This is a genomic window from Cupriavidus sp. 01L45 (assembly GCF_056399885.1).
Genome location: NZ_JBFTSG010000045.1, coordinates 1 through 16,504, shown reverse-complemented (window position 1 = coordinate 16,504; position 16,504 = coordinate 1). Strand labels below are relative to the sequence as shown.

Genomic DNA, 16,504 nt, shown 5'->3' with positions numbered 1-16,504 from the left:
GAAACCTGCGTATTTCGACCCGAGCAAGATTGCAGGGCTGCCTACAATGGGACCCGTTGTCACGCACGTGGCGCCCGCTCCCGCGGCGCGCCCCACGTCGTTTTCTTGCCGGGATACACACATGAACACTCGTTTCCGGGCCGCCGCGGCGCGCGCCCTGCTCTGCGTGCTCGCCGCCAGCGGCACGCTGCCCGGCGGCGCCGGCGCGGCACCGCCCTCGCCTTTTACCGAAGACCCGGTGCGTACCGCGGTCGAGCAGTTCCTTGAACGCCAGACCGCCGGCCTGCCAGGCAAGGCCAACATCCAGGTGGTGCCGCCTTCGGGCGGGCGCGCGCCGGATTGCCCGCTTCCCGAACCCTTCCTGCCGCCAGGCGCGTCGCCCTGGGGTCGCGTCTCCGTGGGCGTGCGCTGCGCGGGCGAGCGTCCGTGGACGCGCTATGTCCAGGCGCGCGTGTCGGTGGTTGCCGACTACTATGTGGCCGCGCGCAACCTCATGCCCGGCGAACCCGTCGACGCGGCCGACATGGAAGTCCGCCAGGGCGACCTGGCCTCGCTGCCGCGCGCGGTGGTGACCGATCCCGTGCAAGTGACCGGCGCGGTGGCGGCGAACCGCATCGCCGCGGGCTCGCCGTTGCGGATGGATCTGCTGAAGAAGGCCATTGCCGTACGGCAGGGGCAGAACGTGACCGTGGTGGTGGAAGGCGAATCGTTCCAGCTCAGCAGCGAAGGCAAGGTGATGGCCGACGCGCCGGTGGGCAACAACGTGCAGGTGCGGCTAAAGAACGGTCAGGTAGTCAATGCGCTGGTGCGCAGCGGCGACACGGTGGTGCTGCAACAATAGGGGAACGCGGCAAGCGTGGCCCATGGGGTTACGCAACCGTCTCATGAGACAATGGCGCGCAGGCTCAGGGCCGGGAAAGCGGGGCTTTCCGACGCCATTTCACCCTAAAGTTTTGCCTGAGCCATCCGATAAGCCAAAGGTACCCAGCAAGGAATTACCGTGAAGATCAATCAGACCACCTCGTCGAGGGCGGGCGACGCCATCGACGGCGCCACGCGCAGCGTGGCCGGCGCCCCCGGGCCGACCACGGCCCCGGATACGTCCAGCGTGCGCGTCAGCCCCCTGTCGGCCCAGGTGCGCGAGATCGGCGCCCGCCTGGTAGAAGATCGTGACGACGATATCGATACCGCCAAGGTCGAGAAAATCCGCCAGGCCATCGCCGAAGGCCGGATCAGGATCGACCCCAGCAAGATCGCCGACGGCCTGCTCGCGTCCCTGCGTGAGCTGAACGGCGGCGCCTGATCCCCCTGCTGCGCGGCCATTTGTTTAGCCAACCCATACCCAAGATAGGCACGCCATGAGCCAGTCCCTGATCCAGAACCTGCGCCGCGAAACCGAGCTGGCGCAGGAATTCGCCGCCGTGCTCGGCGAGGAAAGAACCATGATCAAGGCCGGCGACTACCAGGCCCTGGCCGGGTTGCTGGAACGCAAGGTCGAACTTGCCGGCTTGCTGAGTGCCTTGACGCGCACCCGCGAGGCACAGATGGGGGCTTTGGGCATTCGCACCGGCGCGGGCGGACAATTGTTCGGGCGGCAGATCGATGCGGGCGTTGAAGCCGCATGGCGGACGCTGGTGTTTGCCGCGCGCAGTGCGCGCGATGCCAATGCGCTCAATTCCGCCGTGGTGGACGCGCATCTTGAATTCACCGAAGAAGCGATCCTGGCGCTGCGTCAGCGTGGCGACAATGCGACGCTCTACGGGAAGGACGGACGGACGCAGACTGGGCCGCAAGGGGTCAGCCTGGCCAGCGGCTGATGGTTTCCGGATCTTGATTCCGGATCCGACCTGGACTGCCACTGGTTAGTCCGCAACATCAAGAAGCGGTTCTCGGGGCCACCCGGATCAAAGGCCGCTTGGCAACAGAAGGCGACAGCGCATCCCCCTCAGGCCACCCCGGGCAGTGAGGTGAAACCACCTTTGACGTTCACCGGCAGGTATCAACGCTCGGCGAGCAGCAACCGTGCTGCGCGAAGCGAGTCAATGCGCCAATCAGCGGCGTACCTTCGAGATCCCCGATATACAAGCCCGGGCCTTGCGCACCGAACACCGGATTGCTCCAGCGCAACATTGGACAACAGCGCCCCCGTCAAACCCCGAAGGCTCTAAGGCTCGAAACCGTGAAGGAATTGCAAGAAGAAGCGATGCCGCCAGAACCACGATCGGTGTAGCCGTGGGGAGCGCCCGAGGGGCGGGCCACACCCCAACGCGATGCGAAGCGAGCCGTCAAGGTTTACCAGGCCGTATGGGGCGCCTCGGGATCCGGCGAAAAGAGCGGAAAAGAGGTACCCATGTTTGAGTATCGCCTTAAGGCGATGCGAGTTTGGGTCCCGGCCGCTCTTTTCGCCGGATCCCGAGGGGGTGTCGCCCCATCCGGCGCGCTTCTTTGCCTACTTTCTTGGCAAGACAAGAAAGTAGGTCGCCCCCCGCAGGGGGTAAAACCGCCTTTGACTTTAAGCCTTTGACGTTAAGCTTTTGAATTTATGTTTTTATAACCCACCGCCGCCAGCAACAGCAACATCACCTAAAACTAACCGTAACCTGATTCGACTGCCCCAACAATACCGGCATCAGCGCCCCCCGCCCAGGCACCTGAAACGCAAACACAAACCCCTTGGCCGCATCATCCCCGCTAAACGCCTCGGTAAGCCCCTCCGCCCCCGGCAACAACACACAACGCTGCGCATTGCACAAATAAGCCTGCAGCTCATTRGGCGGCGTACTAGCAAAACTATATCGCCACCGCACGGTAGTAATAGCCCCCTCCGCCTGCGGCAAGTAACCGGTAGGCAAGATCGGCGGCGACACCGTACGCAACCCTTTGCCATGCAGCGCAGGCCCGTTCACGGAAGCCGACCAGGAATGCAGCGGCCCGGCGGGCGCGGCCCAGGCCGCGCAGCAGGCCGCGGCCAGCACCGCAGCGCCAAGACGATGGCACCAGCCCCTCATAGCAAGCCGCGCAGCTGCGAACGAAGCCGCGTAATAGCCTGGCTGCGAATCTGGCAGACCCGCGACTCCGTCACCTCCAGCACCGCCCCGATCTCACGCAAATTGAGCTCCTGGTCGTAGCACAACGACAGCACCAGCTTTTCCCGCTCCGGCAGCCGCTCGATGGCACGGATCAGCGCTTCGCGCATGCCGCTTTCCATCAGCACAGTGAGCGGGTTGCCATCGTCGCTGACGCTCAGGTGCCGGTCCAGGAAGTCCTCTTCGCCGGAGCGCTCGAAGTCCTCGTAGTGCAGCAGCTGGCAGCCATAGACTTCATTGAGCAGTGTCTGGTATTCGTCGAGCGGCAGCTCAAGCTCCTGCGCCACTTCGGAGTCGAGCGGCGCGCGGCCCAGCGTTTGCTCCAGGCCGCGCACGGTGCGTTCGATGCGCCGGGTGAACTGGCGCAGGCTGCGCGACTGCCAGTCATTGGCGCGCACCTCGTCAAGCATGGCGCCGCGGATGCGCTGGCTGGCATAGGTCTCGAAACGCGCACCGTGGGTGTCCTCGTAACGCTTGGCGGCATCGAGCAAGCCGATCATGCCAGCCTGGATCAAGTCATCGAGCTGCACGCTGGCAGGCAGCTTGGCTGCCAGTTGCAGGGCGATACGACGCACCAGCGAGGCATGCGCCGTCACGGTGTCGGTCTGTTCGAGCTTTCCCTGAATCGTGTACATGGTGGAATTCTCGTGAGTCCTGGCTGCAGGCCCAGGCGTTTAAGCCAGGGCCGGGGCTGACGGCGCCAGCGGCGCCGTCGGGGTTGAACGGGAATCGGTGGACAAGGGCCAGTTGGCAATGCCCGTGGCGATGCGGCGTAGCGCGGCGGTAGCGGGCGCCGCGGGAAAGGCCTCCACCACGCAGCGGCCTAGTGCCACGCTGCGTTCCACCAGCGGGTCGTACGGCAGGCTGCCGGCGGGGCTCGCCTCGACGCCGAGATACTGGCTGGCGGTGCGCGCCAGGTTGCCCAGCACGGCACTCGCGGCGGCATCGCTGGCGGCGGCGTTGATCACCAGGTGGAAGCGCCGGCAGGCGTACAGGTGATTGAGCCGCTTGATGCAGGCATAGGCGGCCTTGATCGAGGCCGGCTCCGCGCGCAGCACCACAACGAGGTTGTGCGCCGTGCCGGCTACCTGCGACAAGCCGCCGTCCGCGTCGCTGCGGGCATCGGTGAGCACAGTGCGAAAGCCATTCAGCGCCTGCAGCCCGCCACCGGCCTGCGGACTGCCGGGCAACACCGCGATGGTGCCGGCCGGGCGCTTGCCCAGCGCGGCTTCCAGCGTCACGGCGCCGCCCAGCACGGCGGCCAGGGTGCCTTCCGGCATGGCGCCGGCAAGGCGGGTCGCGCGGGCGCCGAAGCGGTCTTCATCGATGAGCAGGACGCGCTCGCCTTGCATGGCGAGTGCGTTGGCCAGCCCCAGGGCCACCGTGGTGGCGCCGGCACCGGCATCGCTCGCGACCACCGCGATGCGGCGCGTGGCGCGGGGCGCCAGCATGCGCCGCAAGCTTTCCGCCTGGTCGGAGGCGAGTGAAGTCACGTCTTATTCTCCCTGCGTCAGCGTTTGCAACACGCGGCTGCCGTTCATGCTCGCTTCGAGCAGGCCGGCGGCGTCGCCGGGATGAAAGGCCTCCTGCGGCGCTTCGTGGGTGGCGGACGGCGTGGCGCGGCCACCTCGGCCGGGGTAGTTCTCCAGCACGTCGAGCAAGGCCAGCAAACGGCCGAGGCCTTCCACCAGCACGGCGGCGGCCGGCATCTGGCGGGCGGGCGCGCGGCCGGTCAGCCGCGCCAGGAACGCGGCGGCGCTATCGTCGCACGCTTGCTCCAGCCGCAGCGCGGCTACCGCCATCTGCAGGGCGAGCAGACGCGCGCAGGCTTGCGCTTCGGCCAGCGAGGATTCGTTGCCGCCTGCCTGCCCGCCCTGCCCCAGGTGATCCATTGCGTGGCGCAGCGTGCGAAGTTGCGCTTCGCCGGCTTCAGCCCAGCGGGCCCAGCGGGCCAGTTGCACGCCCTCGGCCGACAACGCCGGGTCGCACAGCAGGTAGTGAACCGCTAGCGTCTGGCCGTTCTCGCGATCGACCACGCGCGACACCAGCAGGCCGGCCTCGATGCCGCTCTCGGCGGCGCCGCGCGTGCCACGTGCCTGGCCCTCAAGCACGCGCACCGGCGTTTGCGCGATCCACTGCACGGCGTCGCGGCCGCGATAGTCCATATCTTCCACCGCGTGGAAGGTCAGCGTTTCGGCCAGCGCATCGAGCTTGACGGCCGCGCCACCGCTGACCACGCGCGTGGTCTTGCGCGCGGTGGCAAGCCAGCGCTCGCCGGCTTGCTGCCAGCGCGCCAGCGTGGCGGCGGCGGGCATGGCATCCAGCAGATTGACCACGGTACGGGCGGCGGCGATGGCGGCGCACAGGGTGGCAGCGTCGGCTTCCCATCCGCCTTGCCCGGCTTGCAGCGCCGGGCCGGTGCGGCCGGCGGGCGCGGCGGCGGCCGCCAGCGGCAGGCCGTCGCGGTCAGCCAGCCAGAGCGTGTGTTGCCAGGGGCGCGGCGCGCGGCGCCCTGCCACCGGCGCGGCGACCGTGGCGCTGAGCGAAAGCACGAAACGATCGCAATGGCGGCTCAGGTCGCGGCAGGCGGCTTCGCGCACCTGCTGCGCCATCAGGCGCGGCGAGGGCGCGTTCTCGGTGCGCTGCTGCCAGAGCGAGCGGACCAGCTCGAAGCTGTAGCTGCCAGCGTTCAGCTGCTGGACGCAATCGCCCACCGCGTTGGCGTTGTCGGTCAGCGAGCGCAGCATGCCGTCGGCGCCGCCGGCGCTGGTCGCGCGGGTGGCGTCGCCATCGTCCTGCGCGGGCATGGCACGGCGCGCGGCTTCCGCGTCGGCGAATACGGAGCCGCGGCGCGGCGTCTGGAACGCGCGCTCGACCAGCGACACGCCGTTGGCGAGTTCAAGGTGCTCGGGCACGCGCTGGCCGGTGGAGGCGTAGTAGACCGGCAGGCGGTGCCGGATCACCACGTCGAGCACGGAGCCCAGGTGCGTGGCTTCATCCAGCTTGCTGACGATACAGCCGTCGATGCCGCCGTCGGGCGTGGCATCGTGGCGGTAGGCGTGCACGACTTCGTTGAGGGTGTCGCCGTGGCTGGCGCCGTTGAGCAACAGGATGCGCTGCACCGGCGCCTGCACGCCGGCCAGCATGGCGATCTGCTCCGACAGGTTGCGGTCGCGCTGACTCATGCCGACGGTGTCGATGATCACCAGGTGCTTATCGGTCAGCGCCGCCAGCGCGAAGCGCAGGTCGGCCGCATCCTTGACCGCGTGCACAGGCACGCCCAGGATGTCGCCGTAGATGCGCAGTTGCTCGTGCGCACCAATACGGAAAGTGTCGGTGGTCAGCAAGGCCAGGCGTTCCGGGCCGTGCTTGAGCACGAAGCGCGCTGCCAGCTTAGCCGTGGTGGTGGTCTTGCCCACGCCGGTGGGGCCGACCAGCGCCAGCACGCCGCCCTGCGCGAACAGCGCATCTTCGTCGTTGAGCACCGGGACCTTGCGCGCCAGCTCCTGGCGGATCCAGGTCATGGCGGCGGGCCGGTCATGACCCAGCGGCAGGTGGCCGAGCAGCGATCGCGCAAGCTGTCCGGAGAAGCCAGCAGTCACTAACCAGGTAAACAGCGAATCGCGCAGCGGATCGCCGCCCAGCGACGGCAGGCTGTGGGTGCCTACGCCGGAGAACTGCCGCTCCATCATGGCGCGCATGGTCTGCAGTTCGCCGCGCAGGTCGCCAAGGGCGCCGTCGACGGCCACCACGGCGGCGGGCGGCGGCGTGAATACCGGTGCGGTGCTGGCGATGGCGCCGAGATCGGTGTCGCGCATGGCGACAATCTCCACGCCCCCCTCGACGGTGCGGTTGGACAGCACCACGGCGTCCGGTCCCATTGCCTCGCGCACCTGGCGCAAGGCCTCGCGGCCATTGGCCGCCACGAATTTAGCTACGCTCATCTTGCGAAACCCCTCACGCTGCGCCACCGATCATGGCGGTGATCCTGATATTTCTGTTGTCCGGCACCTCGGCATGCGAGAGCACCTTGAGCTGCGGCATGGTCCGGCGCAGGAAGCGCGCCAGCAGCGGGCGCAGCGGATGCGGCACCAGCAGCACGGGATCCAGCCCCAGGTGTTCCTGCCTGTTCACCGCATTTTGCGTTTGCTGCAGCAGGGCATCGGCCAGGCCAGGCTCGATGCCGCCGCCGTTAGTGAGCGCTTGCGACAGCACGCGTTCCAGCCCGGCGTCGAGGCCGATGACCTGGAGGTCAGCGCCGTTGGGGAACCACTGCTGGGTAATGGCACGCCCCAGCGCCACGCGCACCAGCGACGTGAGTTCGTTGGGATCGCTGATCTTCGGCGCGTGCTCGGCCACCACGTCCAGCACGGTGCGCATGTCGCGGATCGGCACGCTCTCGTCCAGCAGGTTCTGCAGGATCTTCTGCAGCGCGGTGAGGGTGATGACCTTGGGCACCAGGTCTTCAGTCAGCTTGGGCGATTCCTTGGCGATGCGGTCCAGCAGCGACTGCACTTCCTGGCGGCCAAGCAGTTCGGCCGCGTGCATATGGATCAGGTGGTTAAGGTGAGTGGCCACTACTGTGCTGGCATCCACCACGGTGTAGCCGTAGATCTGCGCCTGCTCCTTGAGCCCGCCCTCGATCCACACCGCCGGCAGGCCGAATGCCGGGTCCTGGCCGGGCGTGCCCGGCAACGGGCCGGAGACCTGGCCGGGGTTGATCGCCATCCACTGCCCGGGCGTCGCTTCGCCGCGGCCGATCTCCACGCCCTTGAGCGTGATGCGGTAGGCGTTGGGCTTGAGTTCCAGGTTGTCGCGGATATGCACCACCGGCACCAGGAAGCCGATTTCCTGCGCCACCTTCTTGCGGATGCTCTTAATGCGGCCGAGCAGTTCGCCGTTCTGCGCGCGGTCCACCAGCGGGATCAGGCGGTAGCCCACTTCCATGCCGAGCGGGTCCACCAGGCTGACGTCGTCCCAGCTGGCTTCGGTCGACTCGGGCACCATCGCGGGAGCGCGGTCCTCGCGCTTCTTCTCCTGCGCCTGCGATGCATCACGCCGTGCCACGTAGCGGCCGAACCACACCAGCGCGCCGGCAAAGGCCAGGAAAGCGAAGTGCGGCATGCCGGGGATGATGCCCATCATGCCGATGATGGCGCCGGTCAGGTACAGCACGCGCGGATTGGAAAACAGCTGGCCGGTCAGCTGCTGGCCCACGTCCTGCTCGTTGGAGACCCGCGACACGATCACACCGGCGGCGGTGGAGATCACCAGCGCCGGGATCTGCGCCACCAGGCCGTCGCCGATGGTCAGCAGGGTGTAGTTGCGCACCGCGGTGGCGAAGTCCAGGTCGTGCTGCACCATGCCCACCACCATGCCGGCGCCAACGTTGATGAACATGATCATCAGGCCCGCCACGGCATCGCCGCGCACGAACTTGCTGGCACCGTCCATGGCGCCGTAGAAGTCCGATTCCTGCGATACCTCGGCGCGGCGCTTCTTGGCGCCGTCTTCGTTGATCAGGCCGGCGTTGAGGTCGGCGTCGATCGCCATCTGCTTGCCGGGCATGGCATCGAGCATGAAGCGCGCGCCAACTTCGGCGATACGCCCCGCACCCTTGGTGATGACCATGAAGTTGATCACCACCAGGATGGCGAACACCACGATACCCACGGCGAAGTTGCCACCCACCAGGAAGTGGCCGAAGGCCTCGATCACCTTGCCCGCGGCGTCCGGCCCGGTGTGCCCTTCCATCAGCACGACCCGGGTCGAGGCCACGTTGAGCGACAGGCGCAGCAGCGTGGTGAACAGCAGCACCGCCGGGAAGGCGGCGAAATCCAGCGCCTTCTGCGTGTACATGCCCACCAGCAGCACCATGATCGACAGGGCGATGTTGAACGTAAACAACAAGTCCAGTACGAAGGGCGGCAGCGGCAGGATCATCATGCCGAGGATCATGATGATCAGCAGCGGGCCGGCCAGGGCCTTCATCTGGCCGCCTCCCCGCCCGCCGGGCAGGTTGAACAGCGAGGTCAATGCGTTCATGCTTGGCTTTCCGGTACGGCAAACTCGTCAGGCACCGGCAACTCGGAGGGTGCCTCCGGGTGCGGGCCGTTGCTGTGGTGCCAGTGCTTCAGTTGATAGACCCAGGCCAGAACTTCAGCCACGGAGGTGTACAGGCCGGCCGGAATTTCCTGGCCCAGCTCTACGTGACGGTGCAGCGCGCGCGCCAGCGGCGGCGCGGACAGCAACGGCACGCCGTTCTCGACGGCGATCTCGCGAATGCGCGCGGCAATCGCCTCGCTGCCCTTGGCCACCACGCGCGGCGCGCTCATGCGGCCTTCTTCATAGCGCAGCGCCACGGCGAAGTGCGTGGGGTTGGTCACCACCACGTCAGCCTTGGGCACCTCGGACATCATGCGGCGCTTTGCCATGGCGCGCTGCTGCTGGCGGATGCGCGCCTTGATATGCGGGTCGCCTTCGCTTTCCTTGTGCTCCTGCTTGACCTCTTCCTTGGTCATGCGCAGCTTCTTGTAAAACGTCCAGTACTGCCAGGGCACGTCGATCGCCGCCACCAGCACCAGCGAACCCGCCACCATGGCGCAGGCGCTCAGCACCATCTCCAGCATGTGCAGCAGCGCCTCGTGGATCGGTGCGCTCATCAGCGCGACAGCCTCGGGCAGCCGCCGCCACAGCACCCAGCCGGCCACGCTGCCAACCAGCAATGCCTTGGCGATGGCCTTGGCCAGTTCCACCAGCGATTGCGAGGAGAACAGCCGGCCCAGCCCCTTGAGCGGCGAGAGCCGGGAAAAGTCGGGGGCGAAAGACTTGGCGGAGAACAGCCAGCCGCCCAGCAGCATGGGGCCGGCCAGCGCCGCCACGCCAAAAAGGAGCAGCAGGGGCAGGAAGGCCAGCAGGCCCTCCCAGACCGTCACGGCAAAGTGCGACATCATGCGCGACGTATCGAAGGCAACGGCCGGCTCGAAGGCCAGGCCGGCGTGCAATACAGCGTCGAGCTTGCTGGCGAGCGTGCCGCCCAGCATCGACAGGCCCGCCACACCGCTCATCAGCATGATCAGCGTGGCGAGTTCCCGCGAACGCACGACCTGCCCCTCCTCGCGCGCCTTTTCCAGGCGCCGCGATGAGGCAGGTTCGGTTTTCTCGAGATCGCTTTCTTCGGACATGGCCGCTCCGTTACGAAGCGGCATGCGGCCGTTCGTCAGGGACGATTATCGGAGCGGGAAGCGGCGGGCATTAGGGGGAATAGGGCGGGGATTCTGGCGCTGTTTGCAGGATGGCGTCGCCCCAGGCGCGGCGCGGGCGGATGCGGCGCGCTACCCTCCGCCATGGCGGCGGAGGCTTTACCGGCAATGCGCCGGCAAATCCGGCCAGGCCGCCGCGGCGCCGCGGCAAGGGCGCCACCGCTGCCTGGCCAGGACGGTCAGAACCCCAGGCTGGCCAGGAGGTCGTCCACCTGCGACTGGTCGGAGACCACATCGGCCTTGCCTTCCGGGTTGACCTGCGGCCCGTTCATCAGCGTAGCCGGCGCCTCCACCCGACGATCGGCCGGCACGTTATCAATCAGCACCTGCAGCAATTCCTGCTCCAGGGAATGGATCATGTCCATCATCTTCTTGATGACCTGGCCGGTCAGGTCCTGGAAGTCCTGCGCCATCATGATGTCGAGCAGGTGGCTGCCGGTGGCGCGGGCCTGCTGCGGCACGTCCGTCAGGAAGGCACGGGTATCGAGCACCAGCTCGCGCGCGTCGCCCAGCTCCACCGGCTTGTCGAACCAGGCTTCCCAACGCTTGTCCAGCGCCTCGGCCTGCTTCTCCATGCCGGCCTGGATCGGCTGCGCCAGCTCCACCGCGGTCAGCGTGCGCTCGGCAGCCTGCTCGGTCATGGAGGCGATATAGCTGAGCCGGTCGCGCGCATCGGGGATGGCCTGGGCGGCACGCTCGATTTCCTTGTCGAGCCCCAATTCGCGCATATTGTCGCGCAGCATCCGTGTCAGGGCGCCAATGCGCTGGAACAGCTGCTCGGCAGATTCGTTGCTGAGAGTCGGAGTCGTCGACATATCGCCCACCTTATGCCCCTTCCTTCGCCAGTTTCTCGAAAATCTTGGTGATTTTCTCGTCGAGCGTCGCTGCCGTGAACGGCTTGACCACATAGCCGTTCGCGCCGGCTTGCGCCGCGGCGATGATGTTTTCCTTCTTGGCCTCGGCCGTCACCATCAGCACCGGCAGCTTGGCCAGCGGCCCTTCGGCGCGGATCGCCTGCAGCATGCTCAGGCCATCCATGTTCGGCATGTTCCAGTCGGAAATGACGAACTGGAAGCTGCCGTCCTTGACCTTCTCCAGGCCGGCGGCGCCGTCTTCGGCTTCCTCGACGTTGGCAAAGCCCAGTTCCTTAAGCAGGTTGCGGATGATGCGACGCATGGTGGGGAAGTCATCGACCACCAGGATCTTCATGTTCTTGTCCACTCTAACGGCTCCAATACAGTTGTGGAAAGTTGCTTCAATACCTGCGCCTGCCCCACCGGTATGCGGCCGGGCAAGCGCTTGTGCCCCGTCAAACCCGCTGCGCGCGCGTCCCGAAGGTGGCCAGGCGCGCCATCACGCGCTGGCTCATCGCGTGCAGCGGTACTACCTCATGCACCCCGCCGGCGGCAATCGCCTCCTTGGGCATGCCGAATACGATGCAACTGCTTTCGTCCTGCGCCAGGTTGTAGGCGCCGGCCTCGCGCATGCGCAGCATGCCTTGCGCCCCGTCCTTGCCCATGCCGGTCAGCATCACGCCGATGGCATTCTTGCCGGCATGTTTGGCCGCGGAGTCGAACAGCACCTCCACCGACGGCCGGTGGCGGTTGACCGCCGGCTCCTGCGACAGGTGGGCCACATAGTTGGCCCCGCTGCGCGCGAGCAGCAGGTGCGAGTCTCCCGGCGCGATATAAGCGTAGCCGGGCAGCACGCGTTCGCCGTGCTCCGCTTCCTTGACCGTGATCCGGCACAGGCCGTCCAGGCGCTGCGCGAACGAGCGCGTAAAGCCGGCCGGCATGTGCTGGACGATCAGCACCGCCGGACAATCCGGCGGCATCGGCATCAGGAATTCCTTGATGGCCTCGGTGCCGCCGGTGGATGCGCCGACGATGATCAGCTTTTCCGTGGACAGCAACGGGCTGCGCAGCATCGGGGCCGCAGGCACTGCCGCCTCCGCGCTGGCCGGCGCGGCGCTGCGGATGCGCGCGCGCGAAGCCGCGCGAATCTTGTCGGCGATGGTGTCGGTGTAGTCCATCAGGCCGTCGCGGATACCGAGCTTTGGCTTGGTGACGAAATCCACCGCACCCAGCTCCAGCGCGCGCATCGTGATTTCCGAACCGCGCTCGGTCAGCGACGATACCATCAGCACCGGCATTGGCCGCAGCCGCATCAGCCGCTCCAGGAAATCCAGACCATCCATGCGCGGCATTTCCACGTCAAGCGTGAGCACATCCGGGTTCAGTCGCTTGATCAGGTCGCGAGCCACAAGCGGATCGGGGGCGGTTCCCACCACCTCCATATCGCTCTGGCTGTTGATGATCTCCGTCATCAGGCTGCGTATCAGCGCGGAATCGTCCACGCACAATACCTTGATCTTGGCCGCGGTCATGTCTTGAAAAAATCCTTGTCGGTTCAGGAGACGGCAGCCGATGGCGTGCGCCGTGGAAACAGTTCCGCGCCGCCCTTCTCGGGCGCGGTGCCGGAGCTGGCAATGGCGCGCGCCAGGGCGCGTTCGTTGCGCTCGACCACCACCTGGTCATCCTGGCGTGTGAGCCGGCGCACCAACGCCAGCCCGGTAAGCGGGAAATAGCTGACGCGGCGCGCATGCGGGCCGCGCAGGTCCTGGGCGGCCACGCGTATCTCTTCGGCCTTCAGGTACCTGAGCACGAACTCGGCGTTGCGATCGCCGATATTCAGCGTGGTCATATTGGCCAGCACCGCGCCACCGCCGAATACCTTGGCTTCGAGCCGCTCGCGGCGCGCGCCCATCTTCAGCAATTCGTTGATCAGCACTTCCAGGGCGTAGGAGCCGTAGCRCATCGATGCGGAGAGCAGCCGGTCCGCACCCGCGCCGTCGTCGTCCGGCAGCATGAAGTGGTTCATGCCCCCCACCCCGGCCTTCTCGTCGCGGATGCAGGCAGCCACGCACGAACCCAGCACGGTGGTAAGCACCACGTCCTCGCGCGTCACGTAATACTCGTTCGGCAACAGCTTGATGGCCTGCTTGCCGAACTCGCGGTCGAAATAGCTGCGGGTGGCGATCGCTTCAGGCAACTGCGGGGTGCGCATCACGAACCTCCCAGCCGGGCCGAAGGCGGCGCCAGTTCATACACGGTCTGCCCGCGCAGCTGGAACGCGCGCGTCACGTAGGAGAAATTCTCCGAGTGGCCCGCGAACAGCAGCCCGTGCGGCTTGAGCAGCGGCACGAAGCGCTCCAGGATCTTGCCCTGGGTGGGCTTGTCGAAATAGATCATCACGTTGCGGCAAAAGATCGCGTCGAACTTCTCGCGAATCCCCCAGTCCGGCGCCAGCAGGTTGAGCGGCTCGAAACTGATGGTGCTTGCCAGGTCCGGCTTGACCTTGACCGCGCCGGCGCGCTGGCCGGTGCCCTTGAGGAAGAAGCGTTTGAGCCTTTCCTGCGAGAGCTTGTTCACCTGCTCGGTGGTATAGACCCCGGAACGGGCCTTGGCCAGTACCTGCGTATCGATGTCCGTGGCGAGCACGGTGGCGGCACGCTCGCCCAGCGCTTCGGCCAGCGTGATGGCGATGGAGTATGGCTCCTCGCCGGTCGACGCGGCCGAGCACCATACGGAGTACGGCCGCCCGATCTTCTTCGCATGCTCCGCCAGCAAGGGGAAATGATGCGCCTCGCGGAAGAACGATGTCAGGTTGGTGGTGAGCGCGTTGGTAAAGAACTCCCACTCGTCGGAGCCATCATCGGCATCGAGCATGGCCAGGTAGGTGCCGAAGTCGACGAGCTGCAGCGTGCGCAGGCGCCGGGCCAGCCGGCTGTACACCATCTCCCGCTTGTGGGCGCCGAGCGAGATACCCGCGCGGCGATGGATCATGGCGCGGATCTTCTCGAAGTCGCGCTCGGTCAGCAGGAAGTCACGCGGCTCGTCGCGCCGCATGGAAGCGGGCTGCGCCGATTGCGGGCCGGCGGCAAAGGCGGTTGGTCGAGGCTGCGTCATGTGTTGCGAGGGCGGTTGGCCGTGGTCTTGCTAAGGCGCGCTTTTGCGTGCTTGCGCGTACCGGAATGCGGGATCAGGCGAACTCGGCTTCCACCAGTTCCATTTCCGGGCTGGTCATCAGTTTTTCGATGTCGATCAGGATCAGCATGCGGCCGTCGACGGTACCGAGGCCGGTCAGGTGCTCGTTCGAGACCGAAACGCCGAACTCCGGTGCGGGCTTGATGGCTTCGCCGGTCAGGGTCAGCACATCCGAAACGCCATCCACCACGATGCCGACGACACGTCCGGCGATATTGAGGATGATGACCACGGTCTGGTGGTCATAGCGCACGTTGCCGAGCCGGAACTTCAGGCGCAGGTCGACGATCGGCACGATCACGCCGCGCAGATTGGTCACGCCCTTGATGAAGTCAGGCGCGTTCGCCAGGCGGGTCACCGCGTCGTAGCCGCGGATCTCCTGTACCTTGAGAATGTCGATGCCATATTCTTCGCTCCCCAGCGTGAAAACCAGGAATTCCTGCCCGGAGGCTTCGCTCCCCGGGGTATCGATGTGTCCGATGCCGGCCATGATGTCTTGTTCTCCTGAGCGTTAAGCAAGCGCCGGGTCTTGGCGGCGCACACCGGTGCGCTGCAGCGCACCGACGTCCACGATCAGTGCCACGCTGCCGTCGCCGAGGATGGTGGCGGCGGAAATGCAAGGCACCTTGCGGTAGTTGGTTTCGAGATTCTTCAGCACGACCTGGTGCTGGCCGATCAGCTGGTCCACCAGCATCGCGAAGCGCTTGCCTTCGGCCTGCAGGATCACGGCGATGCCCTGGGTGGGCTCATGCACGGCATCGGCCACGTTGAACACGCGATGCAGTTCCAGCAACGGCAGGTACTCGCCGCGCACGTGCATGACGCGGTCGTTGTTGGCAGCCGTGTGCACGTCTTCCGGCTTGGGCTGCAGCGACTCCATCACGCAGTTCAGCGGCAGGATGAAGGTTTCCGCGCCCACCTTGACGGACATGCCGTCCAGGATCGCAAGCGTCAGCGGCAGCACGATGCGGGTGGTGGTGCCCTGGCCGGGGCGCGACGTGACCTCGACGTGGCCACCCATTTCCTGGATGTTCCGCTTGACCACGTCCATGCCCACGCCACGGCCGGACAGGTCGGTCACCGCTTCGGCGGTGGAGAAGCCCGGCGCGAAGATCAACTGCCAGACTTCCTCGTCGCTGATGTTCTCCGACACCGGCAGGCCGTTCTGCAGCGCCTTGGCGAGGATCTTGTCGCGGCGCAAGCCGCCGCCGTCGTCGCTCACTTCAATGACGATGTTGCCGCCATGGTGCTGCGCCGACAGGATCAGTTGCCCGGTGGGTTCCTTGCCCGCGGCAACGCGCAAGTCCGGTGTCTCGATGCCGTGGTCCAGGCTGTTGCGCACCAGGTGGGTGAGCGGATCGATGATGCGTTCGATCAGGCTCTTGTCGAGCTCGGTGGCCTTGCCGAAGGTGACCAGGTCGATCTGCTTGCCCAGCTTGCCGGCCAGGTCGCGCACCAGGCGCGGGAAGCGCGAGAACACGTAGTCCATCGGCATCATGCGGATCGACATCACGGCTTCCTGCAGGTCGCGCGCATTGCGCTCAAGCTGACCCATGCCGGAGAACAGCCGGTCGAACAGCACCGGATCGAGCGCCGAGGCCGTCTGCGCCAGCATCGATTGCGTGATGACCAGCTCGCCCACCAGGTTGATGATCTGGTCGACCTTTTCGGTCGGCACACGGATGGAGCCGGACTCCTGTGCGTGAGCCGCGGCAGCGGGCTGCGCCTTGGCCTTTTCCTTTGCGGGAGCCGGTGCCGAGGCGGCCGCCGGTGCGGCGGCTGCGGGAGCCGGAACCGGAGCGGGAGCCGGTGCCGGTGCTGCTGCCGCTGCTACCGGGGCAGCCGGCGCGTCTGCCGCTTCCACCACGATCTGGTCGCCGTCGACGACGAAGCAGCACACGGCGATGATGTCGTCGGCGCTGCACTGGCTCTGCAGCCAGACGGTGAGATCGCCGCCCACTTCCTGCTGGCCCGTGATCTCGCCCAGGTTGGCGAGCTCTTCGCGTAACAGCGCCTGGTCGGACGGCGATACCTTGATCAGCGTCACCTTCAACCCGCCGCCCGCTGCGGGCGCGGGCGCCGGCGCCGGCGCGGCGGCTGCCGCCCCGCC

General features: G+C 66.7%; 16 protein-coding genes. 3 read left to right on the top strand and 13 right to left on the bottom strand.

The window, feature by feature from the left end; translation table 11 throughout:
• Window positions 1-121 precede the first annotated feature (121 nt).
• The 3 genes from flgA to AC1DT6_RS27295 all read left to right on the top strand — a co-directional run bounded on the left by flgA (window position 122) and on the right by AC1DT6_RS27295 (window position 1,817).
• Window positions 122-841, top strand: a complete 720-nt coding sequence (gene flgA, locus AC1DT6_RS27305; RefSeq protein WP_441636788.1) for a flagellar basal body P-ring formation chaperone FlgA — start codon at window positions 122-124, stop codon at window positions 839-841.
• A gap of 159 nt (window positions 842-1,000) precedes the next feature.
• Window positions 1,001-1,303, top strand: a complete 303-nt coding sequence (gene flgM / locus AC1DT6_RS27300) for a flagellar biosynthesis anti-sigma factor FlgM (RefSeq protein WP_441636786.1) — start codon at window positions 1,001-1,003, stop codon at window positions 1,301-1,303.
• A gap of 55 nt (window positions 1,304-1,358) precedes the next feature.
• A complete protein-coding gene (locus AC1DT6_RS27295) occupies window positions 1,359-1,817 on the top strand; it encodes a flagella synthesis protein FlgN (protein ID WP_441636784.1) in 459 nt (152 codons plus the stop codon).
• Window positions 1,818-2,579: 762 nt separating this feature from the next.
• On the opposite strand, the gene AC1DT6_RS27290 is transcribed toward AC1DT6_RS27295, so the two are convergent.
• From AC1DT6_RS27290 to cheA, 13 genes are all read right to left on the bottom strand, one after another.
• On the bottom strand, window positions 2,580-3,008 hold the full coding sequence (locus tag AC1DT6_RS27290; RefSeq protein ID WP_441636782.1) for a flagellar protein FlhE: 429 nt from the start codon (window positions 3,006-3,008) through the stop codon (window positions 2,580-2,582).
• Window positions 3,005-3,721, bottom strand: coding sequence for an RNA polymerase sigma factor FliA (locus AC1DT6_RS27285; RefSeq protein WP_006162649.1), 717 nt, complete (start codon window positions 3,719-3,721; stop codon window positions 3,005-3,007). The genes AC1DT6_RS27290 and AC1DT6_RS27285 overlap by 4 nt, the downstream gene beginning before the upstream one ends.
• A gap of 39 nt (window positions 3,722-3,760) precedes the next feature.
• Complete coding sequence (locus AC1DT6_RS27280; RefSeq protein WP_441636780.1) at window positions 3,761-4,579, bottom strand: MinD/ParA family ATP-binding protein; 819 nt, start codon at window positions 4,577-4,579, stop codon at window positions 3,761-3,763.
• 3 nt (window positions 4,580-4,582) lie between these two features.
• On the bottom strand, window positions 4,583-7,030 hold the full coding sequence (gene flhF, locus AC1DT6_RS27275; RefSeq protein WP_477111320.1) for a flagellar biosynthesis protein FlhF: 2,448 nt from the start codon (window positions 7,028-7,030) through the stop codon (window positions 4,583-4,585).
• Between the two features lie 13 nt (window positions 7,031-7,043).
• Window positions 7,044-9,131, bottom strand: coding sequence for a flagellar biosynthesis protein FlhA (flhA, locus tag AC1DT6_RS27270; RefSeq protein ID WP_035866989.1), 2,088 nt, complete (start codon window positions 9,129-9,131; stop codon window positions 7,044-7,046).
• Window positions 9,128-10,270 (bottom strand): flagellar biosynthesis protein FlhB, encoded by a 1,143-nt coding sequence (flhB, locus tag AC1DT6_RS27265; RefSeq protein ID WP_441637021.1) that lies wholly within the window; start codon window positions 10,268-10,270, stop codon window positions 9,128-9,130. Before flhB ends, flhA begins: the two co-directional genes overlap by 4 nt.
• A gap of 257 nt (window positions 10,271-10,527) precedes the next feature.
• Window positions 10,528-11,163, bottom strand: a complete 636-nt coding sequence (gene cheZ / locus AC1DT6_RS27260) for a protein phosphatase CheZ (RefSeq protein ID WP_035866991.1) — start codon at window positions 11,161-11,163, stop codon at window positions 10,528-10,530.
• A 10-nt stretch (window positions 11,164-11,173) separates the two neighbouring features.
• Window positions 11,174-11,569, bottom strand: coding sequence for a chemotaxis response regulator CheY (gene cheY / locus AC1DT6_RS27255; RefSeq protein WP_043357014.1), 396 nt, complete (start codon window positions 11,567-11,569; stop codon window positions 11,174-11,176).
• A gap of 88 nt (window positions 11,570-11,657) precedes the next feature.
• Complete coding sequence (locus tag AC1DT6_RS27250; RefSeq protein WP_035866982.1) at window positions 11,658-12,734, bottom strand: protein-glutamate methylesterase/protein-glutamine glutaminase; 1,077 nt, start codon at window positions 12,732-12,734, stop codon at window positions 11,658-11,660.
• Window positions 12,735-12,757: 23 nt separating this feature from the next.
• Window positions 12,758-13,414, bottom strand: a complete 657-nt coding sequence (gene cheD, locus AC1DT6_RS27245; RefSeq protein WP_477115086.1) for a chemoreceptor glutamine deamidase CheD — start codon at window positions 13,412-13,414, stop codon at window positions 12,758-12,760.
• Window positions 13,414-14,316 (bottom strand): CheR family methyltransferase, encoded by a 903-nt coding sequence (locus tag AC1DT6_RS27240; RefSeq protein ID WP_441637018.1) that lies wholly within the window; start codon window positions 14,314-14,316, stop codon window positions 13,414-13,416. Before AC1DT6_RS27240 ends, cheD begins: the two co-directional genes overlap by 1 nt.
• Before the next feature lie 73 nt (window positions 14,317-14,389).
• On the bottom strand, window positions 14,390-14,884 hold the full coding sequence (gene cheW, locus AC1DT6_RS27235; protein ID WP_035866976.1) for a chemotaxis protein CheW: 495 nt from the start codon (window positions 14,882-14,884) through the stop codon (window positions 14,390-14,392).
• Between the two features lie 21 nt (window positions 14,885-14,905).
• Window positions 14,906-16,504 (bottom strand): chemotaxis protein CheA (cheA, locus tag AC1DT6_RS27230; protein ID WP_477115085.1); only part of this gene is annotated, 1,599 nt, incomplete at its 5' end.

Bases quoted from the DNA above. Each gene is read 5' to 3' on its own strand.
- flgA (WP_441636788.1), top strand. From the start codon at position 122: ATGAACACTCGTTTCCGGGCCGCCGCGGCGCGCGCCCTGCTCTGCGTG.
- AC1DT6_RS27295 (WP_441636784.1), top strand. From the start codon at position 1,359: ATGAGCCAGTCCCTGATCCAGAACCTGCGCCGCGAAACCGAGCTGGCG.
- AC1DT6_RS27285 (WP_006162649.1), bottom strand. From the start codon at position 3,721: ATGTACACGATTCAGGGAAAGCTCGAACAGACCGACACCGTGACGGCG.
- flhF (WP_477111320.1), bottom strand. From the start codon at position 7,030: ATGAGCGTAGCTAAATTCGTGGCGGCCAATGGCCGCGAGGCCTTGCGC.
- flhA (WP_035866989.1), bottom strand. From the start codon at position 9,131: ATGAACGCATTGACCTCGCTGTTCAACCTGCCCGGCGGGCGGGGAGGC.
- flhB (WP_441637021.1), bottom strand. From the start codon at position 10,270: ATGTCCGAAGAAAGCGATCTCGAGAAAACCGAACCTGCCTCATCGCGG.
- cheZ (WP_035866991.1), bottom strand. From the start codon at position 11,163: ATGTCGACGACTCCGACTCTCAGCAACGAATCTGCCGAGCAGCTGTTC.
- AC1DT6_RS27250 (WP_035866982.1), bottom strand. From the start codon at position 12,734: ATGACCGCGGCCAAGATCAAGGTATTGTGCGTGGACGATTCCGCGCTG.
- AC1DT6_RS27240 (WP_441637018.1), bottom strand. From the start codon at position 14,316: ATGACGCAGCCTCGACCAACCGCCTTTGCCGCCGGCCCGCAATCGGCG.
- cheW (WP_035866976.1), bottom strand. From the start codon at position 14,884: ATGGCCGGCATCGGACACATCGATACCCCGGGGAGCGAAGCCTCCGGG.